Origin of the sequence: Micromonospora sp. LOL_023, from assembly GCF_048060115.1 — a bacterium.
In the GTDB taxonomy this organism is placed as follows: domain Bacteria; phylum Actinomycetota; class Actinomycetes; order Mycobacteriales; family Micromonosporaceae; genus Micromonospora_E.
Genome location: NZ_JBHMIM010000013.1, coordinates 20452 through 33292, shown reverse-complemented (window position 1 = coordinate 33292; position 12841 = coordinate 20452). Strand labels below are relative to the sequence as shown.

Genomic DNA, 12841 nt, shown 5'->3' with positions numbered 1-12841 from the left:
AGTTACTACCGGGCCAGGGGCAGAGACGACGCGCCGGGCGCAGGGTGGGCCGGGCCGGTCAAGTCGATCAGCTGTGTGGTCCGACCGGCGCGACGGCCAAATCGGGTGTCCGGTTAGTGTGCTTACCGTGCTGGTACTGGTGCTGGATTCGTCGACGCCCGCGGTAACCGCCGCACTTGCCGAGGTCACCGACGGCGTACGGCTGCTGGCCAGCCGGTGCACGGTCGACGCGCGGGCGCACGGCGAGCTGCTCTCCCCGCAGATCGTCGCGTGCCTGGCCGAGGCCGACGTGGTGCCGAGTGACCTGGCCGCGGTCGTCGCCGGGCTCGGGCCTGGGCCGTTCACCGGGCTGCGGGTCGGCCTGGTCACCGCCGCCAGCCTGGCGCACGCCCTGGACGTTCCCGCGTACGGGGTCAACTCCCTCGACGGGCTCGGTCTGGCCGCGTCCGGCGGCACTCGGCCGGTGCTGGCCGCGACGGACGCCCGGCGGCGGGAGATCTACTGGGCGGTGTACGCCGCCGACGGGTCTCGGGTCACCGAGCCGGCGGTCGCCACGCCGGCCGTGGTGGCCGACGCCCTTGCCGGACTCGGCGTCACCGAGGCGGTCGGCGACGGGGCGCTGCGCTACGCCGACGTACTCGGGGTGCCGGTGCGTCCCGAACCGCGTTACCCGGACGCCCTGCGGATGGCCGAGCTCGCCGCCGCCCGGATCCGGTGCGGTGCCCCCGGCGAGCCGCTCACCCCGTGCTACCTGCGCCGCCCGGACGCCGTGGCGGCCACCGCCCGCAAACCGGTGCTGCGGTGAGGATCGTCCGGTTCCGGTGGTGGCACATCGAGCAGGTGCTGCCGATCGAAGCGGACCTGTTCGGCGCCGAGCGGTGGTCCGCCGAGATGTTCTGGAACGAACTCGCCAACGGCCACCACTACCTGGCCGCCGTCGACGACACCGAGCCGGCCGACGACACCGAGCAGGTCGTCGGGTACGCCGGGCTGGCGCTGTCCGGCGATCCGGCGGCACCGGACGAGGCATGGGTGCAGAACATCGCGGTACGCCGGGACAGCCAACGGCTCGGCCTGGGACGCACCCTGCTGACCGCCCTGCTGGCCGAGGCCGCCCGGCGCGGCGCGGCGAAGACGCTACTCGAAGTCGCGGTGGACAACGCCCCCGCGCAGCGGCTGTACGCGGCGTACGGATTCGAGCCGGTGGCCGTGCGCCGTGGCTACTACCAACCCAGCAACACCGACGCTCTGGTGATGATGCGAGATGGCTGACGAACCCCTGGTCCTCGGGATCGAGACCTCCTGCGACGAGACCGGAGTCGGCATCGTGCGGGGGCACACCCTGCTCGCCGACGCGCTCGCCTCCAGCGTCGCCGAACATGCCCGGTTCGGCGGCGTGGTGCCCGAGGTGGCCAGCCGCGCCCACCTGGAGGCGATCGTGCCCACCATGCGGCGGGCCCTGGACACCGCAGGGGTCACGCTCGCCGACATCGACGCGATCGCGGTCACCGCCGGGCCGGGCCTGGCCGGGGCGCTGCTGGTCGGCGTCGCGGCGGCCAAGGGCTACGCGATCGCCACCGACAAGCCGGTGTACGGGGTCAACCATCTCGCCGCACACGTGGCGGTGGACACCCTGGAACACGGGCCGCTGCCGGAGCCGGCGATCGCGCTGCTGGTCTCCGGCGGACACTCGTCGCTGCTGCTGGTCGACGACCTGACCGCCGGGGTGACTCCGCTGGGCGCCACCATCGACGACGCCGCCGGGGAAGCGTTCGACAAGGTGGCCCGGCTGCTCGGGCTGCCGTTTCCCGGTGGGCCGCCGATCGACCGGTCGGCCCGCGACGGCGACCCGGCCGCCATCGCCTTTCCACGTGGGTTGACCGCCCCGAAGGACCTTGCCGGGCACCGGTTCGACTTCTCCTTCTCCGGGCTCAAGACGGCGGTGGCCCGGTGGGTCGAGGCCCGCGAGCGGGCCGGTGAACCGGTCCCGGTCGCCGACGTGGCCGCCTCCTTCCAGGAGGCCGTCTGCGACGTGCTGACCGCCAAGGCGATCGACGCCTGCCGGGACCGGGGCATCGACACGTTGGTGATCGGCGGCGGGGTGGCGGCCAACTCGCGGCTACGGGCCATGGCGGAGCAGCGGTGCGAACGGTACGGGATCCGGGTCCGGGTGCCGCGACCGAAACTCTGCACCGACAACGGGGCGATGGTCGCCGCGCTCGGCTCGCATCTGGTGGCCGCCGGGGTGCCGGCCAGCCGGCTCGACCTGCCGGCCGACTCCGCGCTGCCGCTGACCACGGTGAGCGTGTAATGTCCGGCGACGTGATCGTGCGGATGTGGGAGGTCAAGGCCGAGCCGTTGCGCCTGCCGGAGCTGGTTGCCTGGGTCTGCGACACCGCGTTGCCGGAGATCGAGCACAGCCCGCTGCACCTGGCCAGTGAGGTCTTCTCGTCGGCCGACGACCGGATGGTGGTCGTCTCCAAGTGGCGTAGCAGCCCGCTGTCCTTGCCGGATCCGCCGTTGCGGCTGGTCACCCGAGCGCCGCACAGTTGGGACTTCACCCAGGTCGACCGCTGAGGTAAATCGGTGGCTCGACCTCGGCCGCTGCCCGTACGGTCGCAGCGTGATGCGGTCGCTACCCGTCGCCGATCCAGGCGTTGCCGACCACCGGTCAGCCGCACGTCTGCTGCGCTGGCTCGCCGGTCGCGTCCGGCCGTCCCTGGCCGCCAGCGCCGTGCTCTGTGTGATCTGGACGGTGAGTCAGTCGCTGATGCCGGCGGTGGTCGGCCGGGCGGTGGACGCGGGCCTGACCACCCGCGACACCGATGCGTTGCTGGCCTGGGGAGCGGCGCTGCTCGGCCTGGGTCTGGTCCAGGCCGCCGCCGGGGTCGCCGCGCACCGGTTCGCGGTCTTCACCTGGCTGGCCACCGCGTACCGGACCGTTCAGCTGACCGTACGCCACGCCAGCCAGCTCGGCGCGACGCTGCCGAGACGGCTCGCCGCCGGTGAGGTGGTGAGCATCGGCACCTCCGACATCAGCCAACTCGGCAGCGCGATGGAGATCGTGGCACGGGCGGCCGGGTCGGTCGCCGCGATCGTCGTCATCACCGCGGTCCTGCTCGCCACCTCCGTCCCGCTCGGACTGGTGATCGTGGTCGGGGTGCCGGTGCTGATGGCGGTCATCGGCGTCGGGATCCGACCGTTGCACCGCCACCAGCAGATCTACCGTGACCAGCAGGCCACCCTGGCGACCCTGGCCAGCGACATCGTCACCGGGCTGCGGATCGTCCGGGGCGTCGGCGGCGAGCCGGTGTTCGCCGACCGTTACCGCGCCCAGTCGCAGGAGCTGCGGCGGCGTGGGATGCGACTTGCCAGTGTGGAATCCCTGCTGGAGGCCGCCCAGGTGCTGCTTCCCGGTCTGTTCCTGGTGCTGGTGACCTGGATCGGTGCCCGGCTCGCCGTCGCCGGGGAGCTCACCGTCGGACAACTCGTCGCCTGCTACGGCTACACCGCCTTCCTGGTCGGTCCGATGCGGACGCTGACCGAGTTCGTCCACACCACGACCCGGGGCCACGTCGCCGCCCGCCGGGTCGCCGGCCTGCTCGCCATCGAACCCGAGTTGGCCGATCCGCCGCGGCCCCGGCGGGTGCCGCCGGCCGATGGGGATCTGGTCGACGTACCGTCCGGGCTGCGGGTCGCGGCGGGGCGGCTGACCGCTGTCGCGGCCACCGCACCCGAGGACGTGGTCGCGCTCGCCGACCGGCTGGGCCGCTACCGGGACGCCGAGGTGACGCTGGCCGGCGTACCGCTGCGGGAGCTGGCACTGGCCACGGTCCGGCAGCGGATCCTGGTGGCCGACAACGACGCGTGGCTGTTCGCCGGCCGGCTGCGCGACGAGCTCGACGGCGACGCGCAGCTGCCCGACGACGCCCTGCGGTCCGTGCTCAACGTGGCCAGCGCCGCCGACATCGTCGCCGCGCTGCCCGCCGGGCTCGACGCCGTCGTGGCCGAACGCGGCCGGGAGTTCTCCGGCGGCCAGCAGCAGCGGTTGCGGCTGGCCCGGGCGTTGCTGGCCGACCCGCCGATCCTGATCCTGGTCGAGCCGACCAGCGCGGTCGACGCGCACACCGAGGCCCGGATCGCGGACCGGCTGCGGGCGGCCCGGTCCGGGCGGACCACGGTGGTCTGTACCACCAGTCCGCTGCTGCTCGAACACGCCGACCGGGTGGTGCTGCTGCACGACGGCAAGGTGCTGGCCGAGGGCGGCCATGCCGAGCTGCTCCGCACCGAGCCCCGCTACGCCGCCCTGGTCACCCGTACCGAGGTGGCGTCGTGACCGCGCTGCCGGTCGCCGGCCGGGCCGAGGTCCGCCGGTACGCCCGCCTCCTGGTCCGGCGGCATCCCCGGCTGCTGGTCGGCGCACTCGTCCTGCACGCGGGTGCCGCCGTCGCCGGGCTCGCCGCACCACGCCTGCTCGGTGGCCTGATCGAAGCCCTGACCACCGGTGCGGTGGCCGCCACCGTCGACCGGACCGCGCTGGCGATCGCCGGGTTCCTGATCGGCCAGGCGGTGCTGGCCCGCTACGCGCACGTCGCGTCGGCGCGGCTCGGGGAGCAGGTGCTGGCCGGCCTGCGGGAAGAGTTCGTCGACCGGGTGCTGGCCGTCCCACTGTCCACGATAGAGCGAAGTGGCACCGGTGACCTGCTCACCCGGACCTCGCGTGACGTGGCGGTGCTGTCCAAGTCGGTCCGGTTCGCGGTGCCGGAGACGTTGATCGCGCTCAGCACCGCGATCTTCATCTTCGGGGCGTTGCTGCTGGTCGGGCCGCTGCTGGCGTTGCCCTGCCTGATCGTGGTGCCGCTGCTGTGGGCCGGCACCCGGTGGTACCTGCGCCGGGCGCCCGACGGCTACCTGGCCGAGAACGCCGCGTACTCGCAGATCACCGACGGACTCAGCGAGACCGTCGAGGGTGCCCGGACGGTGGAGGCGCTGCGCCGGCAGCGGCAGCGGCGGCGACGGACCGACACCGACATCGGTCGGCAGTACGCGGCCGAGCGCTACACGTTGTGGCTGCGTACCGTCTGGTTCCCGATCATCGAGATCGGCTACGTGGTGCCGGTGGTGGCGACCCTCGTCATCGGTGGCTGGTTCTACCTGCAGGGCTGGGTCGGCCTCGGTCAGGTGACCGCCGCCATCCTCTACGTGCAGCTGCTGGCCGACCCACTGGACCGGCTGCTCAACTGGCTGGACGAGCTGCAGCTCGGTGCCGCCTCGCTGGCCCGGATTCTCGGGGTCGCCGACGCCGGCCCGGGTGTCGGTGCCGCCGCGGACCGGGCCGCCGCGACCCCGGCACCCCGCCGCTCGGCACGGGATCCGCAGCCGACCGCCGAGCCGGTGGCCGCCCGTGACGTCAGGTTCAGCTACGTCGACGGGCACGAGGTGCTGCGCGGCGTCACGTTGGTGCCGCGACCTGGGGAGCGGATCGCCATCGTCGGGCCGTCCGGTGCCGGCAAATCGACCCTTGGCCGGCTGCTCGCCGGCGTACTGCAGCCCGGCACCGGCACGGTGACCGCCGGCGGCGTAGCCCTGGCCGACCTGCGCCCGGACGAGCTGCGCGCCCGGGTCGCCCTGGTCACCCAGGAGCATCACGTCTTCATCGGTACGGTCCGCGACAACATCGCCATGGTCCGTCCGGGCGCGACCGACGCCGAGGTACGCGAGGCGCTGGCTGCGGTCGACGCCCTGGACTGGGTGGCCGGGTTACCGGCCGGGGAGGCCACGGTGATCGGTGCCGGCGGGCATCCGCTGGGACCGGACCAGGCGCAGCAGCTGGCCCTGGCCCGGCTGGTGCTCGCCGATCCGCAGACCCTGGTGCTGGACGAGGCGACGTCGCTGATCGACCCGCGCGCCGCCCGGCGGATGGAACGCTCCCTCGCGGCGGTGCTGCACGGCCGTACGGTGATCGCGATCGCGCACCGGCTCTTCTCCGCCCACGACGCCGACCGGATCGCGGTCGTCGACGACGGCCTGATCATCGAGTTCGGTACGCACGACGAACTGGTCGCCGCCGACGGCTCGTACGCCGCACTGTGGCGGGCCTGGCAGGGGCACGCCGAGCCGGTCCGGACCGCCTAGGCGGTGGTGGCGTCGAGCGGGTCGGCGAGCAGTTGCTCGAAGGCGAGTTCGGCGGCCCCGATCAGCGGGGCGTCGTCACCGAGTTTCGGGGTACGCAGCCGGACATGCTCCCGGCAGGCCGGCAACGCGATCGAGTTGAGCCGACTGCGCACGTGTGCCGCCGCCGCCAGGTAGACGTCACGCAGCGTACCGCCGAAGACCACCGTCTCCGGATTGAAGATGTTCACCAGGTTGGCCACCCCGAAGCCGAGCCAGTCGCCGACCTGGCGGATGGCCGCCTGGGCCAGCCCGTCGCCCCGGTCGGCGGCGTCGACGACGGCGAGCACCGCTTCCCGGCCGACCGCCCCGCTGCGGCCGGCCGCCTGGATCAGGGCGTGTTCGCCGATCTCGGTCTCCCAGCAGCCCCGGGATCCGCACAGGCAGGGTCGGCCGCCGGGGTGCACCACCATGTGGCCGACCTCGCCGCCGTACCCGCCGTGGCCGGTGACCCGCCGGCCGCCGACGATGATTCCGGCACCGACGCCGACGTCGCCGTACAGGTAGATGACGTGGTCGCAGCCGACCGCCGCGCCCCGGGTGTGTTCGGCGAGCGCGCACAGTTCGGAGACGTTGCCGACCAGGACGCCCCGGTCGTCGCCGAGCGCCTCGGCCAGCGCGGTGCCGAGCGGCTCGTCCACCCAGCCCATGGTCGGCCCGAGCCGGACCATCCCGTCGTCGCGGCGGACCATGCCGCTGACCGCCACGCCGCTGCCGACACAGACCGATCCGGGGGGTGCCGAGTGGTGCAGTTCCTTGACGAAGCCGGCGAGCGGGCCCACCGCCTCGGCGGCCAGGGTGCCCCGTGGCCGGTCGGCGGTGCGTAGGTCGAGGACCCGACCACCGAGCCCGACCCGGGCGGCCCGTAGCCGGTCGACCTCGATGCTCAGTGCGTACGCGTACACCTGCTGGGATTCGGGCCGGACGACCAGCGATGGTCGTCCGGCCCGGCCGGTTTCCCGGGCGCCTCCCTCGCTGACCAGGCCGGCGGCGGCCAGATCGGCGGTGAGCGCCCCGATGGTGCTGCGGTTGAGACCGAGGGTGCTGGTCAGCTCGGCGCGGGTGGTGGCCCCGTTGACGTGGACATGCCGCAGGAGCGCCCCGAGGTTGTGCCGGCGGATCTCCTCCTGGCTGGGCCCTGCCCGCATCGCTCCGTGGTCTCCGCAGTCATCGTGACCCGGCGGCAGCCCGACGGCGCGACAGTGCGTCGACGCTGGCGGCCAGCAGCAGGACCAGTCCGGTGAAAACGAACTTCACGCCGGATTCGACGTTCAGCAGTCCCATGCCGTTCTCGATCACCGCGACCACGGCCCCACCGAGGACCGCGTCGAGGACCCGGCCCTTGCCGCCGAAGAGGCTCGTGCCGCCGATGACCGCGGCACCGACGGCGAACAGCAGCACGTTGCTGCCGCCGGTGTTGGCGTCCACCGAGTTGGCCCGGCTGGCGGCCACGATGCCGCCGACGGCGGCCATCGACGAGCAGATCATGAACGCGGAGATGCGGATCCGGTCGACGTTGATGCCGGCCCGGCGGGCGGCTTCGCGGTTGCCACCGACGGCGTAGATGTGCCGGCCGTACGCGGTGCGCTTGAGTACGAAGGTCCAGAAGATCAGCAGTACGACGATGATCGGCACCACGATCGGCACCCCGCGCAGCGAGGCGAACAGTGGGTTGACCGCCCGCTCCTGGTTGAGGATGTAGACCGCGGTCCCGGCGACCGCGATCAGCACGGCGATGCGGGTGAGGACCACCACCATCGGGTCGGTGACCAGGCCCTTGGCCGAGCGCTTGCGGTAGCGCAGCAACTGGATCAGCGCGAAGCCGGCCACACCGACGCCGAAGATCGCCCAGCCGATCACCGGCGGCACGTTGCGGTTGACGATCGCGATCAGCACGCTGTCGCGGATCGACACGTTGCGGCCGCCCTCGATCAGCAGCAGCACCGTGCCCTGGAAGGCCAGGAACGCGGCCAGGGTGACCACGAACGACGGGATGCCGACCTTGGCGACCAGCAGGCCGAGCGTGGTGCCGATCACCGTGCCGGTGGCGATCGACGCCAGGATCGCCACGTACCAGGGCAGTCCCATGTTGGTGGAGACGACCGCCAGGATGGCGGCGCAGACGCCGCTGGCGAAGCCGGCGGACAGGTCGATCTCGCCGAGCAGCAGGACGAAGATCAGGCCCATCGCGATCAGGGTGACCGCCCCACCCTGGATGAACAGGTTGGCGAAGTTGCCGGCGGTGAAGAAGTTGGGCCGCACGACCGAGAAGACCGTGCAGAGTACGACGAGGCCGAGGATGGCCGGCAGCGCACCGAGGTCACCGCCGCGGAGCTTGGAGAAGTAGCCGCCGATGTGTTCGCCGAGGCTGGGCGAGGCGGCCGGGGCGGCGGGCCGCCGGACTGTCGGGGTGGCGGTGCTCATCGGTCGGCTCCCGGTCCGGTGGTGGTGTACTCGGTGCCGTTGTCGGCAGGCAGGCCCAGGTGGCCGCTGCGGCCGGCGGTGATCAGCTCCACGATCTGCGGGTGGGTGATCTCCGTGCTGCGCACCTGGGCGACCATCTGGCCGAGGTACAGCGCGGCGATCCGGTCGGAGACGGCGAAGACGTCGTTCATGTTGTGCGAGATCAGCACGACGGCGAGTCCGTTGTCGGCGAGCCGCCGGACGAGTTCGAGGACCTGGGCGGTCTGGGCGACGCCGAGCGCGGCGGTGGGCTCGTCGAGGATGACGACCTTGCTGTTCCAGAGCACCGCCTTGGCGATGGCGACGGTCTGGCGTTGGCCGCCGGAGAGGCTGGCGACGAGTTGGCGCAGCGATTTGACGGTCCGCACCGACAGTCCGGCGAGGGTGTCGGCGGCCATCTGTTCCATCGTGGTCTCGTTCAGCACGAGCCCGGAGCGCACCTCGCGGCCGAGGAACATGTTCTGCACGATGTCGAGGTTGTCGCAGAGCGCGAGGTCCTGGTAGACGACCTCGATGCCGTGCGCCGAGGCGTCGCGCGGGCTGTGGATGTGCACCCGCCGCCCATCGAAGACGACCTCGCCGCTGTCGATCGGGTGGATGCCGCTGATGCACTTGACCAGGGTGGACTTGCCGGCACCGTTGTCGCCGACGAGTGCGGTCACCTCACCGGGGTAGACGGCGAAGTCGACGTTGCGCAGCACCTGGACGGGACCGAAGTTCTTGTTGATCCCGCGCAGTTGCAACAGGGGGGTCGCGGACACGGTTTGGTCTCCTTCGTGAGGGTGTCCGTCCAACGGCGTGGTGCCGCCGCCGCGGGTGTCACCCGGCGATGGTGCTGCCGGGTGACACCCGCGGCTGCGCTACCGGCCGGGGCCGGGCCGCCGGGTCAGCTGATGCCGGCCTCGGCGCAGAGCGCGGCGAAGTCACCGGTGCAGAGTTCCTCGGCGGTGACGTAGCCGTCGTTCACCACGTCGGCGACGTTGTCCTTGTAGATGGCCTGCGGGGTGAGCAGCACCGACGGCACCTCCCGGTTGGTCTCCGGGTCGATGACGGTCTGCGCGACCTCCTTGCGCTCGCCGTTGGCCAGCCCGATCGCCAGCTCGGCGGCGGCCTCGGCCTCAGCCTTGATCGCCTTGTAGACGGTCATGCACTGGTCGCCGGCGAGGATGTTCTGCAGGCCCTGCGGGGTGGCGTCCTGGCCGGTGACCGGCACGGTGCCGTTGAGCTGGTTGCGCTTGAGGACGGAGATCGCCGCGTTGCCGAGGCCGTCGTTGGCGGCCAGCACGCCGTCGATCTTGCCGCCGGTCTCGGTCAGCATCTGCTCGAACAGCGTCGCGGCCTGGGTGTTGTCCCAGTCCGGCACCCACTGGTCCGGGCCCTTGGTGTACTCGCCGGCGCTGTACTTGGTCTCCAGCACGCCGTCGTAGCCGGCCTTGAACAGGGTGGCGTTGTTGTCGGTCTGCGAGCCGTTGAGGGTGGCGATCGTCGGCTTCTCCACGCCGGCGTCGGTGAGGCACTTGACCAGGCCCTCGCCCTGCAGGGTGCCGACGGCCTCGTTGTCGAAGCTGACGTAGTACTCGGCCGAGCCGCCCAGGGTGAGCCGGTCGTAGTCGATGGTGGCGACGCCCTGCTGCTTGGCCTTGTCGAGCACGGCCTTGCCGGTGCCGGAGTCCAGGTTGACGATCATGAGGACGGTGGCGCCGTCGGTGATCATCTGGTCGGCGAGGGTCTGGAACTGCGCCTTGTCGCCCTGCGCGTTCTGGATGCTGGCCTCGACGCCGGCGGCGTCGAACGCCTCCTGCAGGAAGCGCCGGTCGGCGGTCTCCCAGCGGTCCGAGGAGGCGCTGTCCGGCAGGATCACGCCGATCTTCGGGGTCGGGGTGTCGCCGCTGTCGGTGCCGGTGCCGGTGTCGCTGCCGCAGGCGGTCAGCCCGCCAGCGAGCAGTACGCCGACAGCTGCGGTGCTGAGGATCCCTTTGCGCATTGCTTGGGTCCTTTCAAGGGGTGATGTTCGCGTACAAGAAGGTCTTGGTGCTTTGGGGTGCTGTGCGGAGTCAGGTGCGGTTCGCGCGGCACTGCTGGGCTCCGGAGACCCGGTGTGCCGGCGACGGTGACAGCCGGGTTGGGCGACCAGCTGCCATAGTTTTGTTGTGTCCGGCAACGTATTCAGAGTGTGGCGTCCAGCACAAGACCACTGACGTCATGAGTTTTGTTGCTGGCGATAACAATTCAGCAACGCGCCGGACATCTAGCCGCCATCCACCGCTCTCTCCACGCTCCCGCCTGCGACGATCTTGCACTTATCGACGGTCATTTCGGACAAAAGCTCTCGATAACTGCAAGATCGCTGGGGAGGGCGGCGGGGGCGGGTGGGGCGGGGGTCAGGGGGTGGCGATCGGGGCGAGGTGGGCGGCGGCTGCGGCCAGTAGGTCGGCCGGGGCAAGGCTCAACTGCAGGCCACGACGACCGGCCGAGACGTAGACCTCGGCGAACCCCTGCGCCGAGGCGTCCAGCACCGTCGGCAACCGCTTGCGCTGCCCCAACGGGCTGATGCCACCCCGGACGTACCCGGTTGTCCGTTCGGCCAGCGCCCGCTCGGCCAGCACCGCCCGCTTGCCACCCAACGCGGCCGCGAACGCCTTCAGGTCCAACTCGCCGGTGACCGGCACGACGCCGACCGCGAGCGCGCCGTCGACCTGCGCCACCAGCGTCTTGAAGACCTGCTCGGCGGCGACACCCAGGGCGAGAGCCACCGCCGCGCCGTAGTCCGGGGTGTCCGGCGACACCTGGTACGGATGGACGCGGAAGGGGATCCGCTGCCTGGTCAGCAGCGCCGTCGCCGGGGTCGCCGTGCCTGCCATGCCGTGCGACGTTACCGGTGGATGGGCTGGACCGGATGGGCGAGCAGGACGGTCGGGGCGCCGGCCACCCGGGTCAGCACCAGGCTCGCCGGCTCGCCGGCCCCGGCGACGGTACGCAGCCGCAGGTCGCGGCGCAGTTGGGCGGGGTCGAGTGCGGAGCCGCGTTTGAGGATCTCCAGCCGCGTGACACCGCGCTCGCGCAGCAGGGTCCGTAGCCGCTTGAGGGAGAACGGCAGCACGTCGGTGATCTCCAGACACCTGCCGTACGGCGTGTCGACGTGGGTGTCGGCGTAGACGTAGGCGATCGACTCGTCGGCGAGGGTGCCGTCGACGGTGGCGGCGAACGCGGCGACCAGGTGCGATCGGACCACCGCACCGTCCGGGTCGTACAGGTAGCGCCGGACCGGCCCGACCGAGACCGGTTCGGCCCCGTCGCCGACCATTGCCGTCGCCGGCCGCCCGGTACGCAGCAGGGTGGCCCGGCGGGGTACGGCGGCCAGCGGGCCGCACCAGAACGCCGCCTCGACGACGTCGCGGTCGACGCTGACCCATTCGGCCTCCGCGCCGGGCGGGATCAGCGCGTGGTCGATGCCGGGGGCCGCCTTGACCACGGTCCGCGGCACCCGCTCGGTGAGGGCGCGGACGAAGTTCCACGACGGCGAGTAGCTGTCCGGGTCGAAGGTTCGTCGGCCGGTGCCGGAGCGTCGGGCCGGATCGCAGAAGACCGCGTCGTAGCCGGTGACCTCGACGGTGGTCGCGTCGGCGCAGGTCACGGACACGAGGTCGGCCAGCCCGGCGGCCTGGGCGTTGGCGGCGGCCAGCGCGGCGGTGCCCGGGTCGGCCTCCACCGCGTACACCCGGATGCCGGCGCGGGCGGCGGCCAGGGTGTCCGCGCCGAGGCCGCAACCGAGGTCGGCGAGGGTGTGCACCCCGGCGGCGCGCAACCGGGCGGCCCGGCGGTCCGCGACCACCGCGCGGGTGGCCTGCTCCAGGCCGGCGCGGGTGAAGAACATCCGGCCCGCGGCCGGGCCGAACTTGCCGGTCGCGCGGGCGCGCAGCGTGGCCTGGGTGAGGGCGGCGGCGGCCAGCGGCGCCGACACCCCGGCGGTCCGCAGTGCGCTGGCCGCCGCGAGCGGGTCGCCGCCGGTCGGCGCGGCCAGTGCCTGCGTCGCCGCGGTCAGGGCAGCCTCACCTTCCGGGGTACGCAGGGCGGCCAGCTCGTCCGGGTGCACCGCGACATTGTCCACGCTCGGCCATCGGGCTAGCACTCCGCACAGGCGACTGCTAATCTGCGATTAGCACTCTCAGGCTGAGGGTGCCAGCTCGCCGGCCCAGGCCGGGGGGCG

At 72.4% G+C, this 12841-nt stretch carries 12 protein-coding genes; 6 read left to right on the top strand and 6 right to left on the bottom strand.

The window, feature by feature from the left end; genetic code table 11:
* The first annotated feature begins 127 nt into the window (after positions 1-127).
* The 6 genes from tsaB to ACFHVL_RS09340 are packed head-to-tail and all read left to right on the top strand — an operon-like array spanning position 128 to position 6135.
* Entirely contained in the window at positions 128-805 is a 678-nt protein-coding gene (gene tsaB / locus ACFHVL_RS09365) for a tRNA (adenosine(37)-N6)-threonylcarbamoyltransferase complex dimerization subunit type 1 TsaB (protein ID WP_416627025.1), read from the top strand.
* Positions 802-1272: a ribosomal protein S18-alanine N-acetyltransferase gene (rimI, locus tag ACFHVL_RS09360; protein WP_416627024.1), complete on the top strand. Its 471-nt coding sequence runs from the start codon at positions 802-804 to the stop codon at positions 1270-1272. The genes tsaB and rimI overlap by 4 nt, the downstream gene beginning before the upstream one ends.
* Positions 1265-2311 carry a tRNA (adenosine(37)-N6)-threonylcarbamoyltransferase complex transferase subunit TsaD gene (tsaD, locus tag ACFHVL_RS09355; protein ID WP_416627022.1) on the top strand — a complete coding sequence of 349 codons (1047 nt, stop codon included), beginning with the start codon at positions 1265-1267 and terminating at the stop codon, positions 2309-2311. The genes rimI and tsaD overlap by 8 nt, the downstream gene beginning before the upstream one ends.
* An 11-nt stretch (positions 2312-2322) precedes the next feature.
* Positions 2323-2577 carry a hypothetical protein gene (locus ACFHVL_RS09350; protein ID WP_416627128.1) on the top strand — a complete coding sequence of 85 codons (255 nt, stop codon included), beginning with the start codon at positions 2323-2325 and terminating at the stop codon, positions 2575-2577.
* Between the two features lie 49 nt (positions 2578-2626).
* Entirely contained in the window at positions 2627-4336 is a 1710-nt protein-coding gene (locus tag ACFHVL_RS09345; RefSeq protein ID WP_416627020.1) for an ABC transporter ATP-binding protein, read from the top strand.
* Positions 4333-6135, top strand: coding sequence for an ABC transporter ATP-binding protein (locus ACFHVL_RS09340; RefSeq protein WP_416627018.1), 1803 nt, complete (start codon positions 4333-4335; stop codon positions 6133-6135). Before ACFHVL_RS09345 ends, ACFHVL_RS09340 begins: the two co-directional genes overlap by 4 nt.
* Here ACFHVL_RS09340 and ACFHVL_RS09335 read toward each other — a convergent pair.
* The 6 genes from ACFHVL_RS09335 to ACFHVL_RS09310 all read right to left on the bottom strand — a co-directional run bounded on the left by ACFHVL_RS09335 (position 6132) and on the right by ACFHVL_RS09310 (position 12727).
* The gene (locus ACFHVL_RS09335; protein WP_416627017.1) at positions 6132-7319 is read right to left on the bottom strand and encodes an ROK family transcriptional regulator; all 1188 of its coding nucleotides are present in this window, start codon (positions 7317-7319) and stop codon (positions 6132-6134) included. The genes ACFHVL_RS09340 and ACFHVL_RS09335 overlap by 4 nt on opposite strands.
* A gap of 19 nt (positions 7320-7338) precedes the next feature.
* Positions 7339-8595, bottom strand: a complete 1257-nt coding sequence (locus tag ACFHVL_RS09330; protein ID WP_416627015.1) for a sugar ABC transporter permease — start codon at positions 8593-8595, stop codon at positions 7339-7341.
* Positions 8592-9395, bottom strand: a complete 804-nt coding sequence (locus ACFHVL_RS09325) for an ATP-binding cassette domain-containing protein (RefSeq protein ID WP_416627013.1) — start codon at positions 9393-9395, stop codon at positions 8592-8594. Before ACFHVL_RS09325 ends, ACFHVL_RS09330 begins: the two co-directional genes overlap by 4 nt.
* Positions 9396-9520: 125 nt before the next feature.
* Positions 9521-10618, bottom strand: a complete 1098-nt coding sequence (locus ACFHVL_RS09320) for a sugar ABC transporter substrate-binding protein (protein WP_416627011.1) — start codon at positions 10616-10618, stop codon at positions 9521-9523.
* 397 nt (positions 10619-11015) lie between these two features.
* Positions 11016-11495, bottom strand: a complete 480-nt coding sequence (gene ybaK / locus ACFHVL_RS09315) for a Cys-tRNA(Pro) deacylase (RefSeq protein ID WP_416627009.1) — start codon at positions 11493-11495, stop codon at positions 11016-11018.
* Positions 11496-11506: 11 nt separating this feature from the next.
* Positions 11507-12727, bottom strand: a complete 1221-nt coding sequence (locus ACFHVL_RS09310) for a THUMP-like domain-containing protein (protein ID WP_416627007.1) — start codon at positions 12725-12727, stop codon at positions 11507-11509.
* Positions 12728-12841: the final 114 nt, after the last annotated feature.